The 25,871-nt window shown below is 64.0% G+C and carries 22 protein-coding genes; 10 read left to right on the forward strand and 12 right to left on the reverse strand.

The window, feature by feature from the left end; translation table 11 throughout:
- Nucleotides 1-106: 106 nt before the first annotated feature.
- Together NLM15_RS17905 and plsY are read right to left on the reverse strand one after the other, a co-directional pair.
- On the reverse strand, nucleotides 107-526 hold the full coding sequence (locus NLM15_RS17905) for a RidA family protein (RefSeq protein ID WP_254118386.1): 420 nt from the start codon (nucleotides 524-526) through the stop codon (nucleotides 107-109).
- A 184-nt stretch (nucleotides 527-710) separates the two neighbouring features.
- A complete protein-coding gene (gene plsY / locus NLM15_RS17910; RefSeq protein ID WP_254118387.1) occupies nucleotides 711-1,397 on the reverse strand; it encodes a glycerol-3-phosphate 1-O-acyltransferase PlsY in 687 nt (228 codons plus the stop codon).
- A gap of 117 nt (nucleotides 1,398-1,514) precedes the next feature.
- Between plsY and NLM15_RS17915 the strand changes: the two genes are divergently transcribed.
- Nucleotides 1,515-1,838 (forward strand): archaellin/type IV pilin N-terminal domain-containing protein, encoded by a 324-nt coding sequence (locus tag NLM15_RS17915; protein ID WP_254118388.1) that lies wholly within the window; start codon nucleotides 1,515-1,517, stop codon nucleotides 1,836-1,838.
- Between the two features lie 173 nt (nucleotides 1,839-2,011).
- Here the strand turns inward: NLM15_RS17915 and NLM15_RS17920 are convergent, their stop codons facing one another.
- Nucleotides 2,012-2,869, reverse strand: coding sequence for a metal-dependent phosphohydrolase (locus tag NLM15_RS17920; protein ID WP_254118389.1), 858 nt, complete (start codon nucleotides 2,867-2,869; stop codon nucleotides 2,012-2,014).
- Nucleotides 2,870-3,132: 263 nt separating this feature from the next.
- Here NLM15_RS17920 and NLM15_RS17925 point away from each other — a divergent pair, with 263 nt between their 5' ends.
- Together NLM15_RS17925 and NLM15_RS17930 are read left to right on the forward strand one after the other, a co-directional pair.
- Nucleotides 3,133-4,860, forward strand: coding sequence for a cache domain-containing protein (locus NLM15_RS17925; RefSeq protein ID WP_254118390.1), 1,728 nt, complete (start codon nucleotides 3,133-3,135; stop codon nucleotides 4,858-4,860).
- 169 nt (nucleotides 4,861-5,029) lie between these two features.
- The gene (locus tag NLM15_RS17930) at nucleotides 5,030-5,983 is read left to right on the forward strand and encodes an ABC transporter substrate-binding protein (protein ID WP_375166847.1); all 954 of its coding nucleotides are present in this window, start codon (nucleotides 5,030-5,032) and stop codon (nucleotides 5,981-5,983) included.
- 88 nt (nucleotides 5,984-6,071) lie between these two features.
- On the opposite strand, the gene NLM15_RS17935 is transcribed toward NLM15_RS17930, so the two are convergent.
- A complete protein-coding gene (locus NLM15_RS17935; RefSeq protein WP_254118392.1) occupies nucleotides 6,072-9,218 on the reverse strand; it encodes an efflux RND transporter permease subunit in 3,147 nt (1,048 codons plus the stop codon).
- Nucleotides 9,215-10,423 (reverse strand): efflux RND transporter periplasmic adaptor subunit, encoded by a 1,209-nt coding sequence (locus NLM15_RS17940; RefSeq protein ID WP_375166941.1) that lies wholly within the window; start codon nucleotides 10,421-10,423, stop codon nucleotides 9,215-9,217. The genes NLM15_RS17935 and NLM15_RS17940 overlap by 4 nt, the downstream gene beginning before the upstream one ends.
- 519 nt (nucleotides 10,424-10,942) lie before the next feature.
- On the opposite strand from NLM15_RS17940, the gene NLM15_RS17945 reads away from it, so the two are divergent.
- Nucleotides 10,943-11,617: a response regulator transcription factor gene (locus NLM15_RS17945; RefSeq protein ID WP_254118393.1), complete on the forward strand. Its 675-nt coding sequence runs from the start codon at nucleotides 10,943-10,945 to the stop codon at nucleotides 11,615-11,617.
- Between the two features lies 1 nt (nucleotide 11,618).
- Nucleotides 11,619-13,019, forward strand: a complete 1,401-nt coding sequence (locus NLM15_RS17950; protein ID WP_254118394.1) for a HAMP domain-containing sensor histidine kinase — start codon at nucleotides 11,619-11,621, stop codon at nucleotides 13,017-13,019.
- Nucleotides 13,020-13,032: 13 nt separating this feature from the next.
- On the opposite strand, the gene NLM15_RS17955 is transcribed toward NLM15_RS17950, so the two are convergent.
- The 4 genes from NLM15_RS17955 to NLM15_RS17970 all read right to left on the reverse strand — a co-directional run bounded on the left by NLM15_RS17955 (nucleotide 13,033) and on the right by NLM15_RS17970 (nucleotide 17,931).
- Nucleotides 13,033-14,322: a M20/M25/M40 family metallo-hydrolase gene (locus NLM15_RS17955; RefSeq protein ID WP_254118395.1), complete on the reverse strand. Its 1,290-nt coding sequence runs from the start codon at nucleotides 14,320-14,322 to the stop codon at nucleotides 13,033-13,035.
- A 243-nt stretch (nucleotides 14,323-14,565) separates the two neighbouring features.
- Complete coding sequence (locus NLM15_RS17960) at nucleotides 14,566-16,167, reverse strand: TRAP transporter large permease subunit (protein ID WP_254118396.1); 1,602 nt, start codon at nucleotides 16,165-16,167, stop codon at nucleotides 14,566-14,568.
- Nucleotides 16,164-16,703, reverse strand: a complete 540-nt coding sequence (locus NLM15_RS17965) for a TRAP transporter small permease subunit (protein ID WP_254118397.1) — start codon at nucleotides 16,701-16,703, stop codon at nucleotides 16,164-16,166. The genes NLM15_RS17960 and NLM15_RS17965 overlap by 4 nt, the downstream gene beginning before the upstream one ends.
- A 289-nt stretch (nucleotides 16,704-16,992) precedes the next feature.
- Entirely contained in the window at nucleotides 16,993-17,931 is a 939-nt protein-coding gene (locus NLM15_RS17970) for a LysR family transcriptional regulator (protein WP_375166848.1), read from the reverse strand.
- On the opposite strand from NLM15_RS17970, the gene NLM15_RS17975 reads away from it, so the two are divergent.
- Genes NLM15_RS17975 through NLM15_RS17985 form a run of 3 tightly spaced genes read left to right on the forward strand, consistent with a single transcriptional unit; the run spans nucleotide 17,817 to nucleotide 21,853 of the window.
- On the forward strand, nucleotides 17,817-18,911 hold the full coding sequence (locus NLM15_RS17975; protein ID WP_256565458.1) for an NAD(P)-dependent oxidoreductase: 1,095 nt from the start codon (nucleotides 17,817-17,819) through the stop codon (nucleotides 18,909-18,911). The two genes, NLM15_RS17970 and NLM15_RS17975, sit on opposite strands and share 115 nt — an antisense overlap.
- An 8-nt stretch (nucleotides 18,912-18,919) precedes the next feature.
- Nucleotides 18,920-20,449 carry an aldehyde dehydrogenase gene (locus tag NLM15_RS17980; RefSeq protein ID WP_254118399.1) on the forward strand — a complete coding sequence of 510 codons (1,530 nt, stop codon included), beginning with the start codon at nucleotides 18,920-18,922 and terminating at the stop codon, nucleotides 20,447-20,449.
- A gap of 42 nt (nucleotides 20,450-20,491) precedes the next feature.
- On the forward strand, nucleotides 20,492-21,853 hold the full coding sequence (locus NLM15_RS17985; protein ID WP_254118400.1) for a DUF3100 domain-containing protein: 1,362 nt from the start codon (nucleotides 20,492-20,494) through the stop codon (nucleotides 21,851-21,853).
- A 123-nt stretch (nucleotides 21,854-21,976) separates the two neighbouring features.
- Here NLM15_RS17985 and moaA read toward each other — a convergent pair whose 3' ends face one another.
- The 3 genes from moaA to NLM15_RS18000 form a co-directional block, all read right to left on the reverse strand.
- On the reverse strand, nucleotides 21,977-23,011 hold the full coding sequence (gene moaA / locus NLM15_RS17990) for a GTP 3',8-cyclase MoaA (protein WP_254118401.1): 1,035 nt from the start codon (nucleotides 23,009-23,011) through the stop codon (nucleotides 21,977-21,979).
- A 108-nt stretch (nucleotides 23,012-23,119) separates the two neighbouring features.
- The gene (locus NLM15_RS17995; RefSeq protein WP_254118402.1) at nucleotides 23,120-23,596 is read right to left on the reverse strand and encodes a hypothetical protein; all 477 of its coding nucleotides are present in this window, start codon (nucleotides 23,594-23,596) and stop codon (nucleotides 23,120-23,122) included.
- A gap of 154 nt (nucleotides 23,597-23,750) precedes the next feature.
- On the reverse strand, nucleotides 23,751-24,425 hold the full coding sequence (locus NLM15_RS18000; RefSeq protein WP_254118403.1) for an HAD-IA family hydrolase: 675 nt from the start codon (nucleotides 24,423-24,425) through the stop codon (nucleotides 23,751-23,753).
- Nucleotides 24,426-24,588: 163 nt separating this feature from the next.
- Between NLM15_RS18000 and rpiA the strand changes: the two genes are divergently transcribed.
- Both rpiA and NLM15_RS18010 read left to right on the forward strand, forming a co-directional pair.
- On the forward strand, nucleotides 24,589-25,308 hold the full coding sequence (gene rpiA / locus NLM15_RS18005; protein ID WP_254118404.1) for a ribose-5-phosphate isomerase RpiA: 720 nt from the start codon (nucleotides 24,589-24,591) through the stop codon (nucleotides 25,306-25,308).
- Nucleotides 25,305-25,847: a DUF2059 domain-containing protein gene (locus NLM15_RS18010; RefSeq protein ID WP_254118405.1), complete on the forward strand. Its 543-nt coding sequence runs from the start codon at nucleotides 25,305-25,307 to the stop codon at nucleotides 25,845-25,847. The genes rpiA and NLM15_RS18010 overlap by 4 nt, the downstream gene beginning before the upstream one ends.
- Nucleotides 25,848-25,871: the final 24 nt, after the last annotated feature.

Consider the following 25,871-nt stretch of genomic DNA (forward strand, 5'->3'; position numbering starts at 1 on the left):
TCGCTTTCCGCCGAGAGGGCGGACGTAAGAAGAAACTCGCGTCAATCAGGCAATGGCTGCGCCTTGATGAGGCCGCGTCCTGGTCGAAAATTACCCTGAGCTGCCATCAGCCGTTTCGCGCAATGAAAACGGCAGAGGGCTCCACCTCGATGAGGAACTCGTCCTTGGCGAGGTTTGGCACTCCAATCCAGGTTGTACACGGCGGATTATCACCGAACACCGCCTTGAGAGCGGCGCTGATGGCTTTGCCTTCGTGCATGTGACTCTGCTTGATGTAGAGCCGCAGCGCACCGACCTGATCAAGTTTCCCACCAACCGACGCCAGTGCAATGCCAAGGTTTTCGAGGCTCTTGCTGAGTTGGCGACCGATGTCGCCAGTGCCAATGACGTTCTGATCTGTGTCCCAAGCAACCTGGCCGGACACATACACGACGTCGCCGAACGGTGTGGGGACAGTAGCAACTTGCGCGAAACCGTAGCGCGAGCTGTCGAAGATTCCGACAGGAACATGCACCGATCGGCTCATGAAGGCTCCCTTGGCCAGAGCGCCAGTTAGCGGCGCCACCACCATTAGACCAGAACGCCGGCGAGGGGAAAATCGGCTTGTGGCTCTTCGCCACGTATTGCGATGCCACACGAACCTGGTCACTGTGGGGTCAAGTGGATGTGGCTTTTGTCGCGTCACGCCGCCGGGTTTATGGGGACACGTCCTAGACTTGCACCTCTGCTTTCGTATCGGGGCTGCTCTGACCCAGGCGCGGCTCCGTCCCTGCCAATAGCCGACCAATGTTGGCGCGATGGCGGACGATCACGTAGAGGCCGCCCGCGATCACCAGCAACCGATAGGGCAGCGGTTGCTCAAGAGCGCAGACGAGCACGATGGCCGTCAACGCCGCGAGGATCGAGCTGAGGGACACGAGCCGGGTGCTCGCCAGCACAATGCCAAAGGTCGCTGCTGCGCCCAATCCCACTGGCCATGACATCGCCAGCAGCACGCCAAGCCCGGTCGCAGCGGATTTGCCGCCGGTAAAGTTCAACCAGATCGAACGGCCGTGGCCGAGCAGCGCGGCAATGCCGGCGAGGCAAACCGCCCAAGCCACCCAGGCTTGCGGGTCGAGCGCTGCCGGCGGCGTAGAGGAAAGCTGTGCCGCGAGCCAGGGACAGAACCAGAGGGCGATCAAGATGGCCACAACACCTTTGAGCACATCGATGATGAGCACCGCCAATGCAGGCCATTTGCCAAGCGTCCGCAGGACGTTCGTGGCCCCGGTGGATCTCGAGCCGTGCTCTCGAATATCGATGCCCCTCAGCAGCCTTCCGGCCAGATACCCCGTGGGCGTGGAGCCCAGCAGATAGGCGATCACAAGGCCAAGCGCGCTCGCCGCAAAGAATGCCATCGGTCCATTTCCAGTTTCCGCAATCGGCGTTTTAGCGCCGGCTTTGCCTGACGGCTATGGGCTGGCTCTTGAACCCCATCCCGGGCGGGGACGTCAAACACCGGACGATTCCAGGTGATGACCTTGTCCTCCAGTTTGACCAGCCTCTTCGATGGGCCCTTCCTGATCCTCATATGGGCCTTCACACTCGCCATCGCGGGCGGGCCGCTGCTCTTGAGGTTCCTGAACTACCGGCCGGTGACGCGCTGTGCGGTCTTGCACGCCGTGGCGAAGGTCGTCACGACCGGGTGCTGGCTGACGTTCGGCACCGCCGCGATGAACGCCCACGAGCGCGGTTTGATCTCGGTGTTCACGAGTATCCTCGCCGTGGCGTTCGTGTTTGCTGGCGCGGCCGGTGGCTCGCTCCTGATCGCGCGCTGGTGTCCCGATGAACAGCCTTAGCGCGCGATAGGCGCGATCAATCGGCATCCGTTTGCGCGATCACAGCGCACGCCTCATGCTTCGAGACGACCGCTTCGCGGCCTCCTCAGGATGAGGCTAAGCGGCATCGGTGCCGGTCGAAACGACGGCCGCGCACCCGGTCCTCATCCCGATGGCCCGCCGACGGCGGGCGTCTACAGCTGCGGACCAGATAGTCCAACCTCTCGCTCGGCGCGAAAGACATTGCCATAGAGGCTGCTGATCCATTGTCTTCCGCTCGAGGTCACATTCAGATAGCGGATCGCTATTGGGATTTGCGGTGCGACCTTGGTCCAGTAGAACTGCGGATATTTGTGCACCACGTCCGCGGGCGTGGCGTATCCGAGCGATTTGTTGAGCCCTATCTCTTCGAATTCGTAGAAGAGCGCATTTGATTTCTTCATGTAGTTCGGGTCGCCGAGCTGACCGATCAGATCAGCGGCACGCAGCAGCAAGCCTTCCTCCTCGTCCAGATCATCCTTGAGTTCGTTCGCAGGTGCGTCTGCATAGGGAAAGCGGGTATATTCGATGGCTCGGGCAACGCGAGCGGCGTCGATCTGGTCGACTGCGTCGAGACGCTCCACGGCAAACAATTTCGAGCGATCGACGTGATAGGGCGTAAGGGCTGCATCGGAGGAGCCGATCGGCAGCTCAACCGTCCGACCGGTACCGTCAACGACATAGGCTCCCTCCTGGTCTCCGTGAATGATGCCCCGAACGTAGCCGATGTCGTGGATCAGACAGGCCAGAATGAAATGAGCGTAGTCGTCGGCTGTCGTTGGCCTCAGCAGTGAGCGGCCGATCAGGATGTCGTGCCCCACCAGCGTGACCAGCAGGGTGTGCTCTACGTTGTGGTACAACGCATCGCTGTTGCCGATACACTCCAGGGCCAGCTTTGCTGCGTAGGGCAGCAATTCCGGCAAGCTCGCATGCGACGAGCCGAAGCGGCCTTTTGTCTCCGAGGTGAGGAACGCACCGAGCGCCTGGGACGTCAATTCCGGAATCGTTATCATGAGCAGGGTCCTCACCTTCGTCGGCGAATCTCCAGAAGGGTGACGTCGCCGCCTCGAATGCGGCTGAACATAATTTGAGGCCAAAGGAGGGGTGAGGTTTGACCTAGATCAACGTGGCTGCGGCGCCAGGCTACGTCTGCCCGGCGGCAACCTCGGTTGAAGCCGCCGCCCGCACGCGCGGCGTTCGAATGAACTCCGCGACACGGCGGAGCGACATGTTAGTCTGGGCCATTGCATCTATGTGATTGTACAGGAACCGGAGCATGATTCCGCAAGATCGGTTTCGCGGCCTCTTTCATAAATATCTGCTCGCGCTTTTCGTGGCTGTCGCAGTCCCACTCGCATTCAACGGCGTCATTGAAGCCTGGTTCGGCTATCGCGATCAGCGCGCGAGGCTCGACCAGTGGCTTAGCCTCCAGTCCGCGTCCGCGGCCGCAGAAATCCACGATTTCATCCACGGCATCACAGGCCAGCTTGGCTGGCTGGTCCAGCTCCCGTGGACCGACGAGCCCGACGAACGCCGTCGGACCGACGCGCTGCGCCTGCTTCGACAAGCGCCTGCCATCGCCAGTCTCACGCTTCTCGACGGCAAAGGCCTGGAGCGACTCCACATCTCGCGAATCGGCCTCAATCGAATCGAGAGCCGCACGGACCGATCGGCCGATCCCGCCGTGGTCGGTGCCCGGGCGGCCCAGATCTGGTTCAGCGACGTCCGCTACAATCGAGGCTCCGAGCCGTACCTGACGGTTGCGGTTGTCGGTAATCGAGCGGCCGCCGGCGCCGTCGTCGCCGAAGTCAACCTCAAGCTGATCTGGGACGTGATCTCGTCGATCAAGGTCGGAAGGACCGGCTACGCCTTCGTCCTGGATCGATCGGGTCGCCTTATCGCCCATCCCGACATCAGCCTCGTTCTCCGCGGGGCGGAAGAAGCAACCTCCGGACCATTTCGGGCTGTGCGGGACGCGATAGGGCCGAAAGCGGGCTTCGCAACGAGCCGGGATGCACAAGGACAATTCGTTGCCGCCAGCGCGGCTCCGGTGCAGGGCCCCGATTGGACAGTCGTGGTCGCGCAGCCGCTATCTGAAGCTTACGCGCCGATCTATTCCGCCCTGTGGCGGACGGCAATGCTGCTCGCAATCAGCACCATGCTCGCGGGGATTCTTGCCTATGCGCTGGCGCACCGGATGACGGAGCCGATCAAGCTGCTAGAGGAGGGCACGGAGAGAATTGGTGCGGGGTCCTTCGACCACCGTATCTCAATTCACACCGGGGATGAGTTCCAGCGCCTTGCAAACAGCTTCAACAAAATGGCCTCCGAGCTGGCGCTGGCGCAGCAGCACCAGGAGCGCATCGCCAAGCTCAAGCGTTTCCTTGCCCCCCAGGTCGCAGATCTCGTCGATCGAGCCGGCGATGACAGCGTGCTGGATGGCCACCGCAGGGAAGTCGTCGTTGTCTTCTGTGATTTGAGGGGGTTCACCGCGTTTTCGGCGGGAGCTACGCCTGAAGACGTCATGAGCGTACTGTCGGAATACTATGAGCACCTCGGCAGCGTCATTGCGAAGTTCGAAGCAACGCTGATCAATTTCTCCGGGGACGGGCTGATGGTTTTGGTCAACGCGCCTGTCCCGGTCGAAGAGCCTGCATTGCGAGCCATCGATCTCGCAGTCGACATGCAGAAGAACGTGCAAGCCCTCATCGCCGGCTGGCGACCGCGTGGCTACCAGATTGGGTTCGGCATCGGCCTTGCCAGCGGGCCTGCGACTGTCGGCCGTATCGGATACAAGGACCGGCTCGACTACACCGCCATCGGGAGCGTCGTGAATCTCGCGGCCCGGCTGTGCGCATCTGCCGCAGACAAGGAAATCCTGATCGACGCCGGAATAGCCGCCGTTGTCAGGGGCAGGCGGCCCGTTCAGGATCTCGGGGGGCGCGTCATCAAAGGATTTGACGATGCCATTCCAATCTTCGGAATATCGTTCGAAGCTCTCTAGCCGAGATGGCCGCGCGACCGCCGGCCGCAATCGGTTAGAGACTGTTCGAGCATCCGGGGCTATGCTCCGATAAACGGCTGACGGCAGCGGGTTCGTAGGCATGAGGTGCGCCAACCCTGGAGCAGCAAGGCTAGGCCGACGCGCCAGACGGCGTGATTTTCTTCTTTGGATGGCAGGCGCGGCGACATGGACCACCCTCGCGTACGGACAGAAGCACTCCATGCCGGTCATTGGCTATCTGTGCCCGGAGTCGCCCAAGCTCTTTGCCAGTCGACTTGATGCTTTCCACCAGGGATTAGGGGAGGCCGGCTTTGTCGAGGGTCGCAATGTGGCGATCGACTTTCAGTGGGCCAACGGACAATACTCCCGATTGCCTGCCCTGGCTGCCGAACTGGCCGCCAGACCTGTCGACGTGATCGTGGCCCCCGGTGGGGCTCCCGTGGCCCTTGCCGCGAAGGCTACGGGGACGACCAAGCCCATCGTGTTCGAGATGGGCGGCGACCCCGTTCAGCTGCGCGTGGTGGATAGCTTGTCGCGGCCGGGCGGAAATATCACGGGCGTTTCGAGCCTGAGCGTCGATGTGTCGCCAAAGCGGCTCGAGCTGATGCGCGACCTGTTGCCCGCGGCGACCAGTTTGGGGATTGTCGCCAACCCGACAAGTCCAACCGCAGAATCGCAATTGCAGAAGCTTCGCGCGGCTGCAGAAACCCTGCGGGTTCAACTGCAGATCTTGAACGCGAGCAAGGAGGATGAATTTGAATCCATGTTCGCTGCCGTGGCGAAGGACGGACCAGGCGGACTTGTGTTTACCTCCGATCCCTATTTTGCATTTCGCAGTGCCCGGTTGGCGGCTCTCGCGATGAAATATCAAATACCCGCAATCACGCAGACCCGGGACTTTCCCGTGGCTGGGGGCTTGATGAGCTATGGCGGAGATTTCATGCAGTCGCACCGTCGCGCGGGCATCTATGCCGGGCGCATTCTATTGGGCGAAAAGCCTTCTGATCTGCCAGTTCAACTGGTTACTAAGGTGGAGCTCGTCGTCAATTTGAATGCCGCGAAACTGCTCGGCCATCCGTTCTCCGCGGCCGTGATTGCCGGCGCAGATGAGGTGATCGAGTAGATGTCCGTGCACGAGAGCTCGGTTTTGCCGGCTCTTGCGCCCACCGAAATCGCGCCGGCGCGGCGAAAGAGACGAGCTTCAGTGTTTATCAGACTGCCGGGGGAAGCGGTGTCCGGCCGGATTTGCCAACGCGATGCTTCGCCATCTCCCGCCATCGCTGAAAGGTCACGTACAGCAACGGCACCAGGAAAATGCCGATCGAGCTTGCCGCGAGCATCCCGCCGAACACCGCGGTGCCGACCGCGCGGCGGCTGATTTCGGCCGCTCCAGTCGCGACAACCAGCGGCACCAGGCCGAGGATGAATGCGATCGAGGTCATCATCACGGCTCGGAACCGCATTTGTGATCCCAGCACCGCCGCATCTTCCACCGATCGACCGGATTCACGCTGCTCCTTTGCGAATTCCACGATCAGAATTCCGTTCTTCGCAGCGAGCGCGATCAACACGACGAGCCCGATCTGGCCGTAGAGGTCGAGATTGAGCCCGGCGATCTTGATCGCCACATAGGAGCCGAGAACACCCACCACGACGGCCAGCAAGACGGGGACAGGAATGGTCCAACTCTCATAGAGCGCCACCAGGAAGAGATATGCGAACAGCACTGCCAGTCCGAGGATGACGCCCGTTTGGCCCGACGCCGCCTGCTCCTGATAGGCGGTGCCGGTCCATTCGAAGGAATAGCCCGCCGGCAACGTGGATTTGGAGAGCTCCTCCATCGCAGCGATCGCCGTGCCTGAGGAAACGCCGGCCGCAGGTCCGCCATTGATGGTGACCGAGCGGTAGTTGTTGTAGCGCGTGATCACCTGCGGCCCGGTCACGATCCTGATGTTCGCGATGGAGCGAATCGGTACCATTTCGCCGGTGCTGTTGCGAACGTAGATTTGCCAGATGTCTGACATGTCACCGCGATTGGCCGCTTCGCCCTGCACATTGACCTGCCAGGTACGGCCGAACAAATTGAAGTTGTTGACATAGAACCCGCCGAGGGTTGCCTGCAACGCCGTGAACACGTCACTCATGTTGAGGCCAAGGGCCTGGGCCTTTGCGCGGTCGATATCAAGATAGATCGATGGATTGGTCGCGGTGAAGGTCGAAAACACGCGCGTCAGCCGCGGATCGCGGTTCGCCACGCTGATCAAGCCACTCACCACGCTGCCGACCGCCGCAGGATCCTGCCCCTCGAGCGCCTCGAGTTGATATTCGAACCCGCCTGAGGTCGATAGACCGATAATCGGCGGAAGATTGAACGGCAGAATGTTGGCCTCGCGGATTTGCGCGCCGGCGTTGAACGTCCGCCGGATAGTCGCCTGCACCGAATCCGAGGCTGCCGTGCGATCCGCGAATGGCTTCATTCGCGCGACGATGAAGGCCGAATTCGGCTGGTTGCCACCATCGAGCAACGAAAAGCCGATGATCGAGAGCACGTGTTCGATTGCGGGAATCTGCTTGAGCAACGTTTCGACCTGCCTGGTCACCTCGCTGGTACGCGCGACCGACGCCGCGTCGGGCAGTTGCACCGCAATGAAGAACGCGCCCTGGTCCTCCTCGGGCAGAAACCCGGTCGGAGTGATGCGCGACACGCCAAAAATTCCGCCCGCGAACACCAGCACCGCGACAAGCGACAACAGCGCCATGCGCAACAGGCGGCGCACGATGCCGGCATAGCGGTCGCGAACCCAATCGATTCCGCCGAGCACGCGCGCCATGATGCCGCGCCGTGGTCCAGTGTGGCGCAGGAACGCCGCACAGAGCGCCGGCGACAACGTGAGCGCGTTTAGCGCCGAGATCACCATCGCCGCGCTGATCGTGACCGCGAACTGGCGAAACAACGTTCCCGAGATTCCCGGGATGAACGCGATCGGCACGAACACCGATAACAGCACCAGCGAGATCGCAATGATCGGCGCGGTGATCTGCGCCATCGCTTTTTTGGTCGCATCGGCGGGCGAAAGATCCGGTTCCTCCTCCATCACGCGTTCGACATTCTCGACAACGACGATCGCATCATCAACCACGATGCCGATAGCGAGCACCATCGCGAGCAGGGAGACCGTGTTGGCGGAGTAGCCGAGCGCCAAGAGGACCGCGAAGGCGCCGATCAGGCTGACGGGAACGGCGACGGCCGGAATCACGGTCGCGCGCAAATTGCCGAGGAACAGGAAGACCACGATCACGACGAGCACGAAGGCTTCGCCGAGCGTCTTCAGCACTTCCTTGATCGTATCAGTAACAAAGGTCGTCGAATCGTATTGCACGAGGTACGTCAACCCGGGCGGAAACCGCTCCGACAATCTGGTGAGCGTAGCCTGCACGGCTCTCGCCGTCGTCACCGCATTTGCGCCTGGGGCGAGATAGATGCCCATGGGTACGCCGGCCTGCCCGTCGATCCGAGATTCGCTGTCCATATTTTGCGCGCCGATCTCGACGCGGGCGACGTCCTTGATCCGCAATACCGAGCCGTCGGGGTTGGCGCGCAGCAGGATATCGCCAAACTGCGTCGAGGTGGTCAGCCGACCTTGCGTCTGCACATTGAACTGGAACTGCTGGTCGTCGCTGATCGGGCGGGCCCCGATGCGGCCGACCGGTGCCTGCACGCTCTGTGTGCGGATCGCCGCGATCACGTCAGACGGCGCCAGATTGAGGCTGGTAAGGCGCTGCGTATCGAACCAGATGCGCATGGAGTAATTCAGCTTGGCGAACAGCGTCGCCTGGCCGACGCCGGGTGTGCGAGAAATCGCATCGAGGACGTTGATAATGGCATAGTTGGTGATGAACAGCGGATCCTGCTCGCCGTTCTTGCTGTAGAGCACGATAAACTGCAGCACCGCCGAGGATCGCTTCTGTACCGTCAGACCCTGAGCCTGCACTTCGGTCGGCAGTTGCGCGAGCGCGCTCTGCACGCGGTTATTGACATTCACGGTATTGATGTCGGGATTGGTGCCGAGCGCGAACGAGACAGTCAGCGTATAGCTGCCGTCGTTGCCGCTGGTCGACTTCATGTAGAGCATCTTGTCGACGCCGACGACCTGGGCCTCAAGCGGTTGGGCGACGCTCGATTCCACCACCTCGGCGGACGCGCCCGGAAAGTTGGCGCTAACGGTGACCTGCGGCGGTACGATGTCCGGGAACTGTGCCACCGGGATCTGCAAGAGCGCAAGCGCACCCGCGATTGTGATGACAAAGGCGATCACAATCGCCAGGCGTGGACGATCCACGAAGACCGACGAAATCATGGGGCTGCGCCCGTCGGTTTCGGGCCGATCCCGCCGCCGCGTTTCTGGATGCTGCCACTATCCGCGCTCGCATTCATGCTCGACTGCAGCAGCGCGCTCGCGGGTCCCGGCGCCACAGGCCGGCCGGGCTGCACCCGTTGCAGGCCCTCGACAATCACCTTTTCGCCTAGCGAAAGTCCGCTTGTCACAGATGCAACCGTCGGCGTTGATTGGCCAAGCTGAATTCGCTGCTGTTCGGCTTTGTTGTCAGCGCCCAGGACAAAAACATACTCGCCTTGCTGATCCGAGAGCACGGCGGAACGCGGGATCGCCACCACATCGACCGGCTCCGCGCCTTCGAGCAGCACCGTGACGAATTCGCCGTCGGTAAGCTCGCGCACGGTCAGGCGGCCGCCCGACAGATGCGGCAAGGTCGGATTGGGAATAGTGCCCCGCAGCATGATCGTGTCGGTGCTCTGCGCCACCGTGTTATTGACAAAGTTGAGCTTGCCTATCTGGTCATATAGACGGCCGTCCGTTAGCCGAAGGCGAATAACGACTGCGTTGAAGCCGCCTCGTGGCGCGTAACGTTCGCGCAGATCCAGCGCTTCGCGGAGCGACACCGGAAAAGTGACATACATCGGGTCCTGACTGACGATGGTTGTCAGCGCGTTCGAACTCGGGCTGACGACGTTGCCTTCAGTGACGGACGTGCGTCCAATCATGCCGTCGATCGGCGAGCGAATTTCGGTGTAGTCGAGATTGATCTGCGATAGGTCGACCTGCGCCTGCGCCGCTTGCACTTGCGCTTCCAGGCTCTGCTGGTTGGCGACTGCAGCATCATAGGTGGATTGCTGGCCGGCCGGCCCGCTCAGCAAAGTCCTCGCCCGCTCGGTTGTCAGCTTGGCGTTGACCAGGGTTGCCTGGAGCTGCGCGACCTGCGCCTGCTTCGACTTGAGGTCGGCCTCGAAGGGACCGCGCTCGAGCTTGTAGAGCAGATCGCCGGTCTTGACTTCGGTGCCTTCCGCAAAGTTGCGCTGCTCCAGAAAGGCGGTGACGCGCGCGACCACATTGACTCGGTTGGTCGCTTCGATACGTCCCAGAAATTCGCTGGATTGGATGATGGGCCGCTTGACCGCTTCCATCACGCCGACGGCCGGAGGTCCCGCTGGCCCGACCTGGGCGTCGGCGCTCGCGATCATTCCGAAACCGATGGCGCCCAGCATGACGGCGCTTACCAGCGTGCCGCTCGCTGCTTTATCAAGGTGCATGTCCTTGTGCGCCTTCCACTTTTCAGGTCTTGATCTGCTATCGTGGCGGTAGAACGCAATCACATTCATAGCAGGACCGTGGCATGACGTCGACGACCGGCCATTTCTCACTTCTGACCAGCCAGGCGTCGCGACCACGATGGAGCGGAACCGTTCCTGGGCTGACGACAAGAACATGCCCTAAACCAAAGGGGCATGGCCGAGAGAGACGACCTGGGTCGCCATTTTGAGTGGCGGGTCCGTTGTGGGGCAGAAGCGGCAATGTTTATTCAATCGCGGGATTTCTGCTCTCGCGCCGCAGCAGCCGACATCCGCTGCCCTATGAGGACGCGTCGCAATCAGCTTACATTAACCTGACAGGAGAGACCGGCCTGCCAGGTGCTTTTTCGCTGGCCGAGGCGGCCGGAATGGTGGAAGAAATCCGGCAAGCGGCGCGAGCCGCGTGGTTGCTCCGGAACATGCCGCGGACATGCGATGCGCCTTCTGATCGTCGAGGACAATGCCGAGCTGTCGCGGCTCGTTGCCGGCGGGCTGGCGGCGGCCGGCTATGAGAGCGACATCGTCGGCACCGCGGCCGAGGCGCGTGAGGCGGTGAGCAGCGTCAGCTACGCGGCGATGATCCTCGACCTCGGCCTGCCCGACGGCGACGGCCTGTCGGTGCTGCGCGAGCTGCGCCGGCAGATGGAGCCGCTGCCGGTCCTGGTGCTGACCGCGCGCGGCGGCTTGCAGGACCGCGTCAGTGGCCTGCGCAGCGGCGCCGACGACTATCTCGCAAAGCCGTTCGCGATGGAGGAGCTGGTGGCACGGCTGGAGGCGATCCTGCGCCGGCCCGGCCAGCTGCTCGGCCGCTCGCTGCGGCTTGCCAATCTCGTCTACGATACCGAAAGCCGCCAGATCTTCGTCGACGACCAGCCGCGGATCATCTCGTCGCGCGAGACTTCGGTGCTGGAGATCCTGCTGCGCCGGCAGGGGCGGGTGGTGCCGAAGAAAAACGTCGAGGACCACATCTTCGGGCTCGAAGGCGAGGTCGCCTCCAACGCCGTCGAGGTCTACGTCTCGCGGCTGCGCAAGCAGCTCGCCGAGCACGGCGCCAAGGTCGTGATCCATACCATCCGCGGCGTCGGCTATCTCATGGCCGAGGAGAAATAGCGTGGCTGCCGCCGCCTCCTATGGCAGGTCGCCGACCTTCAAGTCGCTGATCTGGCGGATCGTGTTCCTGCACATCGTCGCGGTCGCGGTGGTCGCGATCTTCCTGCCGCTGGTGCTGTTCTGGCTGCTCAATTCGGAAGTGGACCAGCTGCACCGGGATGCCATGCGTGCGCAGGCCGAGGTCCTGGCGGAGCGCATCGTCGCCCAGCCGGACGGCCTGTTGACGTTCAACCTGCCGGACAGCCTGCGGGGTCTCTATTCGGAAGCCTACGGCCGCTATCTCTATGACATCCGCGATGCCGAGGGCCGCTTGCTGTTTTCGTCCCGCCGCAAGACGGGCGCCGCCGCAGCCGCGCCGCCGCCGCTGTCCGAGACGATTTCCGGCGCAGGCGTCACCCGGATCATCGACGGCAAGATCATCCGCATCCGCGTCGCCGAGGACCTCGCGCACCGCGACGTCATCATCGACGACATCATCTCGAACTTCTTCCGGCGGGTCGGGTGGATCACCATTCCGATCCTGCTGGTCCTGCTCGCCACCGACATCATCATCTTCCGCCGCGCGATCGCGCCGTTGTGGAAGGCCTCCGAGGAGGCCAGCAATATCGGCCCGGCGCGCACCGACATCCGCCTGCCGACGGAGCAGATCCCGCGCGAGATCATGCCGCTGGTCACCGCGGTGAACCAGGCGCTCGACCGGCTCGAGGACGGCTTTCGGGTGCAGCGGCAGTTCACCGCCGACGCGGCGCATCAATTGCGCACGCCGCTCACGATCCTGCGCACGCGGATCGAGACGCTTCACGACGGCGCCGCAAGGCAGGCGCTGCATGACGACATCGAGAGCATGAGCCGCATCGTCGCCCAGCTGCTGGAGATCGCCGAACTCGACACCCTGGTGCTCGATCCCGGCGAGACCGCCGACCTGCGCGCCGTCTGCGCCGAGGTGGTCGCCGCCATCGCGCCGTTCGCGATCGCGCAGCACAAGGACATCGCGCTGAGGGGCACCGACGCGCCGGTGCTGATCCACGGCAATTCCGAGATGCTGCAGCGCGCGATCTTCAATCTCGCCGAAAACGCCATCAAGTTCACGGCCAAGGACACGTCCGTCGACGTCGAGGTGCGCGAGAACGGCGAGGTGCGGGTGCGCGATCGCGGCCCGGGCATCAAGGAAGGCGAGCGCGAGCTGATCTTCCAGCGCTTCTGGCGCGCCGACCGCCAGCGCAGCGACGGCGCGGGATTGGGGCTCTCGATCGTGCGCGCCGTTGCGGATGATCACGCGGCGACGATCGCGGTGGAAAATCTCCCGGGCGGCGGCGCGGAGTTTACGCTGCGGTTCACGCCGGCGGAGAAGACGGTGTCTTTACCCTCTCCCCTTGTGGGAGAGGGTGGCTCGCCGCGGTAGCGGGCAGACGCCGCTATTTCAGCTTGCCGGTCGACAGATCCATGATCATGCGCGTGGCCAGATAGAGGCGCGGCACGATGCTGTTGAGCTGCACATATTCGGCATCGTTCGAATGCGCGCCGAAGCCCGACAGGCCCATGCCTTCGACCACGGCCCCGTTGGTCTTGAGCGCGGCAAACGCGGCGTCGGTGCCGCCGCCGGTGGCCTTCTCGTCGACCTTGAGGGCCAGTCCGATCTCCCCATAGATCGTCTTGCCGTAGGCCGCGACGCGGCGCGAGGCGTCATTGGCTTCGAGGGGCGGGCGACGCACCTCGAATTTCAGGTCGACTTTGGAGTCGGGCAGCAGGCGATTCTTGATCTTGTCCTGAAGCGCCTTCTCCAGCTCGTCGAAATCGGCCACCTTGAGCGCGCGCGCATCGGCCTGGGCCGTGGCGTCGGCAGGGATCACGTTGCGGTTGGTGCCGGCCTTGGACACCGTCCAGTTCAGTTTCAGGCCCTGTTCGGGCTTCGACAGGTCCTTCATCTGGAGCACCTGGTGCGAGAGCTCGTACAGCGCGTTGACGCCGCCCTCGGGCCGAGCGCCCGCATGCGACGACTTGCCATGCACCGTGAGATAGGCCGAGCCGATGCCGCTGGTGGCGAGGCGCAGCGTGCCGTCGGTGCCGCCGCCTTCGAACGAGAACACCACGTCCTGATCCGCGGCAAAGCGGGTGATGGTGCTGCGCCAGCCCGGCGAGGAGATCTCCTCGTCGCCGTTGGTGAGCACTGTGAGCGTGCCGTAATCCCTGAAGTTCAGCTTCTGGAGCAGTGCCACGGTGTGCAGAATGAGCGCGACGCCCTGCTTGTCGTCGGCAATGCCGAGGCCGTAGGCCTTGTCGCCATCGATGCGGAACGGCTGGTCCTTCAGCATGCCCTTCAGGTACACCGTGTCCATGTGGGCGATCAGCATGATCTTCCTGCTGCCGGTGCCCTTGAAGACGGCGTGCACGGCCGGGCCGATCTTCTCGGGCGTGTCGTCGAGGCGATAGATGTCGTTGGCTTGCAGGATCTCCACCGTGCCGCCGAGCTGCTTGAGCTGGCCGGCAACGCGCTCGGCGATCTGGTTCAGGCCCTCGATGTCCTTGCTGCCGGATTCGATATTGACGAGATCGCGCAGGGTGTCGAGCAGCGGCTGCTGCTCCTTTTGCGCCAGCGCATGGACATCGGCGACCGGCTCGGCCTGCGCGATGGTCGCCGCACAGGCGAGCCAGAGCGAAGCGATCAGCGGACGGGCGAGCGATAGAGCAGGGTGCGGTCGGGACATGCGGGAGGCCATCCATGGGGTTGGAGGATGGCCCGGTATGCCCATGTTTGTGACGCTTGTCACGCGCGGGTCGCTTCACCCTCTCCCCTTGCGGGAGAGGGTGGCTCGCCGCGATAGCGGCGAGACGGGTGAGGGGTTGTCTCCGCGGGGTCGAACTCTCATTCGAGTGCGCGGAGACAACCCCTCATCCGGCGCTTCGCGCCACCTTCTCCCGCAAGGGGAGAAGGAAGAAAGCGCGCCTCGCTATTTCTGCGGCGGGCCGAGATCCAGCGGCGGCAGGTCGATCTGCGGCACTTCGATCTTGACCTTGTCGAGGTCGACGTTGAGCGGCTTGTCGAGCAGGCCCGTCACCGTGACCGGGAAGACGATCACGAGCAGCACCATGATCATCTGGAGCCCGATCCAGGGGATCGCACCCCAATAGATGTCGGAGCTCTTCACTTCCTTGGGCGCGACGCCGCGCAGGTAGAACAACGCGAAGCCGAACGGCGGATGCAGGAACGAGGTCTGCATGTTCACGCACAGCATCACGCCGAACCAGATCAGCGCCGCGTCCGGTCCCACCACGGGGGCGAGGACCTTCTGCGCGATCGGGGCGATCATCGGCAGGATGATGAAGGCGATCTCGAAGAAGTCGAGGAAGAACGCCAGGAAGAAGATGAAGAGGTTGATGAAGATCAGGAAGCCCCAGACCCCGCCGGGCAGCGAGGTCAGGAGATGCTCGAGCCAGACGCCGCCGGAGACGCCGAGGAACACCACCGAGAAGCAGGTCGAGCCGATCAGGATGAAGGTGACCATGCAGGTGAGGCGCATGGTCGATTCGTAGCCCTGCTTGATCAGGTCGCGCAGGTCCGGGATGCGCGCGGCCTGGAAGCAGATCCAGGCCACCGCCAGATAGGTCACCGCAAAGGCGAGCTTGAAGATCAGATTCTCGCTGTACAGTATCGCGACGATGGTGCCGATGCCGGCCGCAATCACGCCGAGGAAGAGGATCTTGCGGTCGGACGAGGTGAAGTCCTTGTGGTGGATCGCGGCGAGCACGATGGCGCCGACCGCGCCCATCGCGCCGGCTTCCGTCGGGGTCGCAAGGCCCATCATCATGGTGCCGAGCACGACGAAGATCAGCACGGCCGAGGGAATGATGCCCATCAGGCACTTTTTCCACAGCGCCCAGCCGGTCAGCGTGCGCGCTTCCAGCGGCACCGGCGGCACGTGTCCCGGCTTGATCAGGCCGAGCACGAAGGTGTAGCCGGCGAACAGCATGATCTGGAACACCGAGGGGCCCCAGGCGCCGAGATACATGTCGCCGACCGACTTGCCGAGCTGGTCGGCGAGCACGATCAGCACCAGCGAAGGCGGCACCAATTGCGTGATCGTGCCGGAGGCAGCCAGCACGCCGGTGATGTAACGCATGTTGTAGCCGTAGCGGATCATCACCGGCATCGAGATCAGCGCCATGGCGATGACCTGCGCCGCCACCGTGCCGGTGATGGCGCCGAGGATGAAGCCGACGATGATCACGGAATAGCCGAGGCCGCCGCGGACCGGGCCGAACAGCTGGCCCATCGAATCCAGCATGTCCTCGGCGAGCCCACATCTCTCCAATATCGCGCCCATGAAGGTGAAGAACGGGATCGCGAGCAGCAGCTCGTTGGAGAGCACGCTGCCGAACACGCGCCCGGGGATCGCCTGGAGGAAGTTGAGGTCGAAGAATCCGAGATGGATGGCGAGGAAGCCGAAGGAGAGGCCGACCGCGGCGAGCGTGAACGCCACGGGGAAGCCGAGCAGCATCGCCAGAACCAGGCCGCCGAACATCAGCGGCGGCATCATCTCCAGCGTAATCATTGGGTCGGCCTCTCGTACTTGGCGTCAATCGTCACATAGCCCTGGAGAGCCGCGATACGCTTGATGACTTCGGAAATACCCTGGAGCGCCAGCATCACGAAGCCGGCGGGGATCACGAACTTGATGGGCCAGCGGATCAGGCCGCCGGCATTGCCCGACATCTCGCCGACGTTATAGGCCTGCATGAAGAACGGCCAGGACAGATAGGCGAGCAGCAGACAGGAGGGGATCAGGAAGAACAGCGTGCCGATCATGTCGAGCCAGAGCTGGCCGCGCTCGGACAGCATCAGATAGAAGATCTCGACCCGGACATGCTCGTTGCGCTTGAAGGTGTAGGACGCGCCGAACATCACCAGGATCGCGAACATGTACCATTGCAGCTCCAACCAGCCGTTGGAGGAGCTGCTGAAGGCATAGCGGATCATGGCATTGGCCGCGCTGACCAGGCACGCCAGCAGCACCAGAATGTTACAGACGTACCCAATCTTTTCATTGAGGGCGTCGATGGCGTTGCTCACCGCCAGAAATGGACGCATCTTAATTCATCTCCGTCGCGGCCCAACACTTCACGGAAGGCATCGGCGCGCATCACTCGGTCCGCATGCAAGAGGCATGTGGTCACACGGATCGTATTCCGGAGCGATTGCGGCGTCAGTCCTCCCCTCGCGCCTTGCCGTCTTGACCGCGACCGCCAACGGGGCGGGCCGGCTTATTGCTGCCGGGCAAGCAAAGGCGGTCGCACCAAACCAGCGGGTTCACGTGCCGTCAATCGGAAAATGGACAAATTGACGCCGGGTCAAAAGCTTAACACCGCAAAAGCTTGGATTAGCGGCGACCGGCTTGAAAGGCCTTCATCCGGCCGATCAAGAACCTGAGCAACTGGCTGGCCGCGTTCGGCAGCTCACGGCCCAACCGGGTTATGATCTGGGCTTCTGCCGATGCGAGCAGCACGTTTTCGACCGGGATGGCAACCAGCGATCCATCCTCCAGGTCGGCCGCAACCGAGAAGGCCGGAAGCAAGGTCACGCCAAGACCGGAGCGAACGAAATGTCGGAGGATGCTGATCGAGGTCGTCGTCAGCTTCGGCGAGAGGCCGACCTTCTCGGATGTTTCAGCCATCGCGAGCAACTGGCGCGTGCCATAGCCCGCGTACATGATTCCCAGCGCGTGTTTGGCAATCTCCCGTAGTTTGACGGGGCGACGGAGCTTCGCAAGCGGATGGTCGGGGCGCGCGATCAGGCAAATCGGCTGGCGGATCGCAGCGCAGGAGCGAATCCGCGGGTCCTGAGGCGGATGATAGACGAGCCCGATATGGCAGCGGTCGTCCGCGATGGCACGTATGACCTCGCTCGTGCCCGCAAGCTCCAGCGAAATGGTCAACCGCGGATGTCGGCGCCAGAACTCGCCGAGCGAGCCTCCCATGAGATCCGCGACAAAGCCTTCGCCCAGCACGAGGTCGATGTGACCGCGATGCAGTCCCTGGAGTTCCCGCAACCTTGCGAGGGTGTCGTCGCGGTCCACGGTGTGGCGGCGGTAGTGCTCGATCAGCAGCTCGCCGGCTTCGGTGGGCCGCACCCCGCGGCTGTGCCGGTCGAGGAGGGCGGCGTCGAGCTCCTGCTCCAGCAAGGCGATCTGGCGACTCACCACCGATGGGTTCACGCCGAGCGCGTCGGCTGCGGCGCGCACGGCGCCGTAGCGTGCCGCCTCGAACAGGTAGCGAAGCCGGTTCTCGTCGAGAGCATTACCCAGGCCCGAATTACTCATGCCCAAGTGTTGCCCATGAGGCAACATTAGGCAACCGCACCGCTGATGCCCAGGCCGGGCTCTGCTGCCTATGGTTTCCCGGCAATATCAGGGGTGAGGGACAAGAAATGGCGGTCGTCGGCGTCGTAGGGCTCGGGAATATGGGGCGCGGCATGGCGATCTCGCTGACGCGAGCCGGCCATGACGTGCTTGGGACCGACACGTCGGACGCGGCGCGCGCGGCGCTCGCTGCGGCGGGTGTTGCGGTTTTCGACGGTCTTGCACCGCTCTGCACCCGCGCGGATCTTCTCATCCTCTCCCTGCCGACCGCCGAGATCGTCGAAGCCGTCGTCACCGGCAAGGACGGTATCATTGCCCATGCGAGGCCAGGCCTGCGTGTGGTCGATACGTCGACATCCAATCCCGAGACGACCCGCCGGCTCGCCGCGGCTCTTGCGGCTCAGGGCATGGCGATGATCGATGCGCCGGTCAGCGGCGGTCCGAAGGGCGCCATCACCGCAACCATGACCATGGTGATCGGCGGCGCGGATGACGATGTCGCCGCAGTCGAACCTGTTCTCAGCGACATGAGCGCGAAGCGGGTCCATGTCGGATCGGTCGGCGCCGGGCATGTCTGCAAGATCATCAACAATCTGCTCTGCGCGGCGCATTTGCTGACTGCCGCCGAGGCGATGCGCATCGCGCGTGACGCCGATGTCGATCCGGCCCGCCTGCTTGAAGGCCTCAACGCGGGCTCCGGCCGATCCGGCGTCACGCAGGTCAATTTGCCGACCTGGGTCCTGAACGGCGCCTTCGATTCCGGCTTCACGATGGCGCTGATGCGCAAGGATGTCCGTCTTGCCGCTCAGCTCATCGCCAAGCTCGCGCTCGATCTGCCGATCGCCCGGGAGACCGCGCGGGTCTGGTCCGACAGTGCCGCCTCGATCGGCGATGGCGAAGACTTCAACAGGATCGTCGAGCTTCAGCTCGGCAGGATGTGAGCGACACCATGACCCCCTTCATCGAAACGCGGCTGCGTGATGCGCTCACCCCGTTCTGGCCCGACTGTGCGGCGATCGGCTCCCACGTGGCGGGCCGGATCGTTCCTGGTCGCGGCGAGCTCATCACGATCGACGATCCCGCAACCGGCGCGCCGCTCTACGCCTACCATGATGCCGGCGAGGGCGTGGTCGCCGAGGCGGCAGCGGCGGCTGTCGCGGCGCAAGGCGCCTGGGCACGGCTGACCGGTGCGGCCCGCGGCCGCGTCATGCAGGCGATCGCGCGTGCAATCCAAGGCAAGGCGGAAGAACTGGCGCGCCTTGAGTCGGTGTCGGCCGGCAAGCCGATCCGAGACACGCGCGTCGAGGTCGCCAAGGTTGCCGAGATGTTCGAATACTATGCCGGCTGGGCCGACAAGTTTCATGGCGACGTGATTCCGGTGCCGTCGAGCCATCTCAACTATACGCGGCGCGAGCCCGTCGGAATCGTGCTCCAGATCACGCCCTGGAACGCGCCGATCTTCACCTGTGGCTGGCAGGTCGCCCCCGCCATCGCCATGGGCAACGGCGTGCTGTTGAAGCCGTCGGAGCTGACGCCGCTCACCTCCATGGCGGTCGCGCACCTCGCCGAGCAAGCCGGATTGCCGGTCGGTCTTGTCAACGTGCTCGCGGGATATGGCCACACGACCGGTCAGGCCGCGCTCGGCCGGCCGGCAGTCAAGAAGGTGGTCTTCGTCGGGTCGGTGCCGACGGGAAGGCTGATCGCGGAAGCCGCCGCCAAGCGCCTGTTGCCTTGCGTTCTCGAGCTCGGGGGAAAGTCCGCCAACATCGTGTTCGCCGACGCCGACCTTGCACGCGCGGCGATCGGCGCCCAGGCTGCCATCTTCGCCGGCGCCGGACAAAGCTGCGTCGCAGGCTCACGGCTTCTGGTCGAGCGATCGGTCTACGACCGCTTCATCAAGATGGTCGCAGACGGTGCTGCGAAGCTGAAGGTCGGCGCGCCCAATGCGACAGACACCGAGGTCGGGCCGATCAACAATGCCCGGCAATACGCCCGCGTGCTTGCGATGGTGAAGCAGGGCCTCAGCGAGGGCGCGACGCTCGCCACCGGCAGCGACGGCAGCCCCAGCCAGGGTGGATTCTTCGTTGCTCCGACCGTCCTGCGTGACGTCAGCAACAGCATGGCGGTTGCCCGCGACGAAATATTCGGACCTGTCGTCGCTGCGATCCCGTTCGATACCGAGGAGGAGGCCGTCGCGATCGCCAATGACAGCGATTTCGGTCTCGCCGGCGCGGTCTGGACTCGCGACGTCGCGCGCGCGCACCGGGTCGCCGCGCAGGTCAGGGCCGGGACGTTCTGGATCAATTCCTACAAGACGATCAACGTCGCATCGCCGTTCGGCGGCTCTGGCATGAGCGGCTACGGCCGTTCGAGTGGCGTCGAGGTTCTCTCCGAATACACGGAGGTCAAGAGCGTCTGGGTCGAGACCGCGGCCGAGCCGGCCGTGGGCTTCGGCTACGCACCGGGCGTCCGGGAGTAGCGTCTCAAAGTTATCAATCTCATCGTGGAACGGGGGCTTCGCATGAGCAATTTCACATCCGCATCACCGGCCGGAATCGATGCAGGCCGGGTGGGCCTGTCCAAGGTCTTCGTCGGCGTCGGCCTCACCGTCCTGCTCGCTGAACTGATCGGCGCCGTCACGGTCCCGCTCGGTGGGACCTACAAGGTCGTGCTGCTGCCCTTGCTCTGGGCGTTGCTGATCGGCGCGGCCTGGGGGCTTGCGAGCCCGCGTCTGCCAGCGGTGATGCGCTTCGACGCTCGCACGCAGGCGCTCGCAGCTGCTGCGCTCCAGCCGGCCTTGCTGCTGTTCGTCGCCAAGCTCGGGCTGCTGGTCGGCGGGTCGCTGCCGAAAATCCTCACCGCAGGCTGGGCATTGGTGTTCCAGGAGTTCGGGCATTTTTTCGGCACCATGGTGTTCGGCCTGCCGGTTGCCCTGCTGCTCGGCATCAAGCGGGAGGCGATCGGCGCCACCTTTTCCGTCGGACGCGAGCCAAGCCTCGCCATCATCGGCGAGAAGTACGGGATGAACAGCGCTGAGGGCCGCGGCGTTCTCGCGGAGTACATGACCGGCACGATCTTCGGCGCTGTCTTCATCGCCATCTTCGCGGGCGTTGTCACCGGTCTCGGCATCTTCGACCCGCTCGCCCTCGCCATGGGCGCCGGTGTCGGTTCGGGCAGCCTGATGGCCGCCGCTTCCGGCGCGATCGCGGCTCAACAGACCGCTGATGTTGCCAAGGATGTCGCGGCCTTCGCTGCGGCGAGCAATCTGATCACGACGACCATCGGCACCTACTTCACGCTGTTCCTGTCGCTGCCCTTCACGGTCTGGGCGTACGGTGTGCTCGAGCCGATCCTGGGTCGCGGCCGCGAGACGACGTCGGAAGACCTCACGTCGCCGGCGGCGGCCGGCGCAACGCTCGCGCATCAACCGACGGCGGATGTCTCGGCGATCGAGCGCCTGTCGATCTGGATCGTCAGCGCGCTCATCGCCCTGATCGGCAATTACATCGCCTACAAGACCGTGCCGGACGCCTCGGTTCTCGCGGGCACCGCGATCATCGTGGCAGCCGTCATGATCGGCCACCTGATCTACCTGCTCACGAAGGGCTGGGTGCCTGCCGTGGTTTGGGTGTCCCTTGTCGCGATGGCGTTGACCTATCCTGCCACGCCCTTTGCGGCCGACATCGCGGCTGCAACCGGCAAGATCAACTTCCTCGCGCTCGCGACGCCTCTGCTGGCGTTTGCGGGCCTGTCCATCGCCAAGGACATGCCTGCATTCCGATCGCTCGGCTGGCGGATCGTCGTGGTCTCGTTGATGGCGAATGCGGGGACGTTCCTGGGCGCGACGATCATCGCCCAGTTCTTCATGCACAAGCCGGTCTGATCGTTGTCGCTGACTTAAGGCGCGATGAGACATCGCGCTTTAGGGCTATTGCTTGAGCGCGATCTTTTCGGAAGATCGCTGCGAACTTTGCGCTAGCGCGGCACTCCGGGTCCGGATCATGCTCTAGCCGCCGGTGACGCTCATATGCCTGGAGACGCTGGGGCGGTCGTGGCGGCGGTCGATGATGAAATCGTGGCCCTTGGGTTTCAGCCCGATGGCGCGGTCGATCGCATCCGCAAGCAGCATGTCGTCATCGGATGCACGCAGGGGCTTGCGCAGATCGGAGGCATCCTCGTGGCCGAGGCAGGTGTGCAGCGTGCCGGTGCAGGTGATGCGCACCCGGTTGCAGGATTCGCAGAAATTATGGGTCATCGGCGTGATGAAGCCGAGCTTGCCGCCGGTCTCGGCGACGCTGACATAGCGCGCCGGCCCGCCGGTGCTCTCGGCCAGGTCCGTCAGCGTGAATTGCTGGGCAAGCCGCGCGCGCACCAGGGACAGCGGCAGATACTGGTCGAGGCGGCCCGAGCCGATCTCGCCCATCGGCATCACCTCGATCAGCGTCAGGCCCATGCCCTTGCCGTGGGCCCAGCGCATCAGCGAAGGCAATTCATCCTCGTTGAGGTTCTTCAGCGCCACCGCGTTGATCTTCACGTAGAGCCCCGCGGCGCGCGCGGCTTCGATGCCCTCCAGCACCTTGTCGATCTCGCCCCAGCGGGTGATCTCCCGGAACTTCTTGGGATCGAGCGTGTCGAGCGAGACGTTGATGCGGCGGACGCCGCAATCGGCGAGCTCCCGGGCATGTTTCGCGAGCTGGGTGCCGTTGGTGGTCAGCGTCAGCTCGTTCAGGGCGCCGCTCGACAGGTGGCGCGACAGCGAGCGCACCAGCGTCATCACGTTGCGGCGGACCAGCGGCTCGCCGCCGGTGAGACGCAGCTTCTTCACGCCCTTGGCGATGAAGGCCGAGCAGAGCCGGTCGAGCTCTTCCAGCGTCAGCAGGTCCGCCTTGGGCAGGAAGGTCATGTCTTCCGACATGCAGTAGAAGCAGCGCAGGTCGCAGCGGTCGGTGACGGAGACGCGTAAATAGGAGATGGTCCGCCCGAACGGATCGGTCATCGCGCTCGACAGCGCGGCGCGGGGGCTCGCGGAAAGTCCGTTCATACGAGAGGCCTTGTCACTTACGGCGACGGGCGCACCGATGCTTCAGCGGTGCTCTGGAAGTAATCTAAGCATCAGACGCGGCTAGGACAATCGGGTGGTATACGTAAGTCAGCGCTTCCCCGCGTTCGGATCGGGGAACGGCGAACCCTCAGCCGGAGCAGAATCGGCCGGTGTTGCGGCGGGCGCGGCTGCGACCGGTTTCGGCTTCTTCGGCCGGTGCGGCTTGCGGACCGGTTTCGGCGGGGCGGCCGGCTGAAGCTCGGCAAACACCGGATTCGGGTCGGTGGTGACCGAGGCCGGCGTGGTGAAATCGCCGGGATTCTTGATCACGTTCACCGGCACGGTTCCAGGCTGGTATTTTGGCAGCGCGAAGGCGACCGTAAACGGGGTGTCGGGGGCGGGAACCGAGACGGAGCAGGGGGTCTTGCAGCCCGCGCCCAGCGAGGTCGTGGCGTCAGCCCCCGGGGGATTGGATTCGAGCCGGACCTGGACGGTCGGCGGCGCCGATTTGAACATGTCCCAGGACATCGAGGAGCAGCCACCCAGGCTTGCTCCCGCTAACGCAATCGCGATGACACGACGCATGACCACCCACTCTAACTGCGACGAACCGCCACATCCCCGGCCGGACCATAGGGGTGTCGTTTCAGGCAGGCAACCGGCGCGCGGTGCATAGATAATAGATGGTTAACGCAGGGTTCCTAAAAATAATATTGCTAAGTCAAAGGGTTGCGGGTGCCTAAGCCAGCATCAGGCTGTGGGCTGCGGCCGGCAGGTCGCGCATGTGATGGATCAGCCGGTCCGGCTTCAGCTCGGCGATCGGCACGTCCGTATAGCCGAAGCTGACCCCGATCACGGGCACCCCGGCGCGCCGGGCCACGCCGACGTCGGGTCCGGCATCGCCGACCATGATGCTGGCTTTGACCTCTCCGCCCGCGCGGGCCACGGTCTCGCGGAAAATGGTTGGATCCGGCTTCGGGACGCCAAAAGTGTCGGCGCCGCAGATCGCCGCGAAACGCCGGCTCAGGCCGAGCTGGTCCAGGAGCCGCTTCGACAGCCATTCCAGCTTGTTGGTGCAGACCGCGAGGCGGTGGCCCTGGGCCGCAAACTGGTCCAGTGCGGCCTCGAGCCCCTCGAAGGGGCGGGATTCGACCGCGATATGGTCGGCGTAATAGGCGATGAAGTCCGCGGTCAACCGGTCCATGTCCGCGGGGCTGACGGTACGACCCTCGGCCTCCAGCCCCCGTTCGATCAGCTTGCGGGCGCCGGCGCCGATCATGTTGCGGGCCGAGGCCATCGGCACGGGCGGCAGCCCTTCGCGGTCGAGCACGTGGTTCAGCGCGGTGATCAGGTCGGGCGCCGTATCCACAAGCGTGCCGTCGAGATCGAAGACGAGGGTGTAGGGGGAGGTCATGGTCCCAGCGCTACCGGCCCGGCCCGATCGGCGCAAGGGTGGAAGCCATAAGTTCACCTTATAAGATCGGCCCAGAGGCCTGTTCCGACGGGAAAAACGAGGCTACATAGGCCGCCGCAAGCGGCCAATACCGGCGGCACTCTTATTCAGAGGCGGGCGCATCGTGAACATGGACCAGTTGAAGCGGCAGGCTGCGGCGCGCGCCCTCGAGGACGTTCGGGACGGCATGCAGCTCGGGCTCGGCACCGGCTCGACCGCAAAGCATTTCGTCGAGCTGCTCGGCGAGCGCGTCGCCGCCGGGCTCAAGGTGATCGGCGTGCCGACCTCGGAGGCGACGCGCCTCGATGCGCTGCGCTGCGGCGTGCCGCTGACTACGCTCGACGAGATCGACCATCTCGACCTCACCGTCGACGGCGCCGACGAGATCGATCCCGAGTTCAACCTGATCAAGGGCGGCGGCGGAGCGCTGCTGCGCGAGAAGATCGTGGCGGCCGCCTCGGATCGCATGATCGTGATTGCCGACGACAGCAAATGGGTGCCGACGCTCGGCAAGTTTCCGCTGCCGGTCGAGGTCATCCCGTTCGGGCTTGGCGCGACGCGCCGCGCGATCGAAAAGGCATTTGCCGAATGTGGCGTTTCCGGGCAAATGGCGGTCCGCAAGGCCAAAGATGGCCACGTTTTCGTCACCGATGGCGGCCACTGGATCGTCGATGCCCAGCTCGGACGCATCAAGGATCCGCCCAGCCTCGCCAAGGCGCTGAGCGCGATCCCCGGCGTGGTCGAGCATGGGTTGTTCATCGGCTTGGCCAGCTCGGCCGTTTTGGCGGGCGGCGAGGGAATTCGCGTGATTGAACGGCGCAAGCCGAAAGGAGACCTGGAATGAAGAGCGTTTTGAAATTGTTGCCGGCCGTGACCCTCGCTGCGGGATTGGCCTTCCCGGCCATGGCGCAGCAGCCGGCTCCGGCTCAGCCCAAGGCCGCAGCGGCTCCGGCCCAGCCGAAGGCCACGCCGGCGGCGATCGCGGCGGCCAAGGAAATCCTGCAGATCAAGAACGCTGGTGCGATGTACGCTGGCGCCGTGCCGGGCCTCGTCGAAAAGACCAAGATCGCGCTGATCCAGCAGAACCTGAACTACCAGAAGGACCTCAACGAGGTCGCCGGGGTCGTTGCCCAGCAGCTCAGCGGCCGCCAGAACGAGATCGGCGAAGGCATGGCGCAGGTCTATGCCAGCGAGTTCACCGAGCAGGAGCTGAAGGATCTCGTCACCTTCTACAAGTCGCCGCTGGGCAAGAAGCTGATCGACGCCGAGCCGCGCGCCATCGGCCTGAGCATGGCCTTCATGAACTCCTGGGCTCAGAACTTCTCCGAGACCGTGATGGGTGCCTTCCGCGCCGAGATGCGCAAGCGTGGCAAGGAAATCTGACAGACACTATCTGATCGGAGATCC

Source organism: Bradyrhizobium sp. CCGB20 (assembly GCF_024199855.1).
Classification (GTDB): domain Bacteria; phylum Pseudomonadota; class Alphaproteobacteria; order Rhizobiales; family Xanthobacteraceae; genus Bradyrhizobium.

What these genes read in the sequence shown, in the direction of transcription:
- NLM15_RS17905 (WP_254118386.1), bottom strand. Translation starts at nt 526, where the DNA reads ATGAGCCGATCGGTGCATGTTCCTGTCGGAATCTTCGACAGCTCGCGC.
- plsY (WP_254118387.1), bottom strand. Translation starts at nt 1,397, where the DNA reads ATGGCATTCTTTGCGGCGAGCGCGCTTGGCCTTGTGATCGCCTATCTG.
- NLM15_RS17915 (WP_254118388.1), top strand. Translation starts at nt 1,515, where the DNA reads ATGACCTTGTCCTCCAGTTTGACCAGCCTCTTCGATGGGCCCTTCCTG.
- NLM15_RS17920 (WP_254118389.1), bottom strand. Translation starts at nt 2,869, where the DNA reads ATGATAACGATTCCGGAATTGACGTCCCAGGCGCTCGGTGCGTTCCTC.
- NLM15_RS17925 (WP_254118390.1), top strand. Translation starts at nt 3,133, where the DNA reads ATGATTCCGCAAGATCGGTTTCGCGGCCTCTTTCATAAATATCTGCTC.
- NLM15_RS17930 (WP_375166847.1), top strand. Translation starts at nt 5,030, where the DNA reads ATGGCAGGCGCGGCGACATGGACCACCCTCGCGTACGGACAGAAGCAC.
- NLM15_RS17935 (WP_254118392.1), bottom strand. Translation starts at nt 9,218, where the DNA reads ATGATTTCGTCGGTCTTCGTGGATCGTCCACGCCTGGCGATTGTGATC.
- NLM15_RS17940 (WP_375166941.1), bottom strand. Translation starts at nt 10,423, where the DNA reads ATGCTGGGCGCCATCGGTTTCGGAATGATCGCGAGCGCCGACGCCCAG.
- NLM15_RS17945 (WP_254118393.1), top strand. Translation starts at nt 10,943, where the DNA reads ATGCGCCTTCTGATCGTCGAGGACAATGCCGAGCTGTCGCGGCTCGTT.
- NLM15_RS17955 (WP_254118395.1), bottom strand. Translation starts at nt 14,322, where the DNA reads ATGTCCCGACCGCACCCTGCTCTATCGCTCGCCCGTCCGCTGATCGCT.
- NLM15_RS17960 (WP_254118396.1), bottom strand. Translation starts at nt 16,167, where the DNA reads ATGATTACGCTGGAGATGATGCCGCCGCTGATGTTCGGCGGCCTGGTT.
- NLM15_RS17965 (WP_254118397.1), bottom strand. Translation starts at nt 16,703, where the DNA reads ATGCGTCCATTTCTGGCGGTGAGCAACGCCATCGACGCCCTCAATGAA.
- NLM15_RS17975 (WP_256565458.1), top strand. Translation starts at nt 17,817, where the DNA reads ATGGGTTCACGCCGAGCGCGTCGGCTGCGGCGCGCACGGCGCCGTAGC.
- NLM15_RS17970 (WP_375166848.1), bottom strand. Translation starts at nt 17,931, where the DNA reads ATGAGTAATTCGGGCCTGGGTAATGCTCTCGACGAGAACCGGCTTCGC.
- NLM15_RS17980 (WP_254118399.1), top strand. Translation starts at nt 18,920, where the DNA reads ATGACCCCCTTCATCGAAACGCGGCTGCGTGATGCGCTCACCCCGTTC.
- NLM15_RS17985 (WP_254118400.1), top strand. Translation starts at nt 20,492, where the DNA reads ATGAGCAATTTCACATCCGCATCACCGGCCGGAATCGATGCAGGCCGG.
- moaA (WP_254118401.1), bottom strand. Translation starts at nt 23,011, where the DNA reads ATGAACGGACTTTCCGCGAGCCCCCGCGCCGCGCTGTCGAGCGCGATG.
- NLM15_RS17995 (WP_254118402.1), bottom strand. Translation starts at nt 23,596, where the DNA reads ATGCGTCGTGTCATCGCGATTGCGTTAGCGGGAGCAAGCCTGGGTGGC.
- NLM15_RS18000 (WP_254118403.1), bottom strand. Translation starts at nt 24,425, where the DNA reads ATGACCTCCCCCTACACCCTCGTCTTCGATCTCGACGGCACGCTTGTG.
- NLM15_RS18010 (WP_254118405.1), top strand. Translation starts at nt 25,305, where the DNA reads ATGAAGAGCGTTTTGAAATTGTTGCCGGCCGTGACCCTCGCTGCGGGA.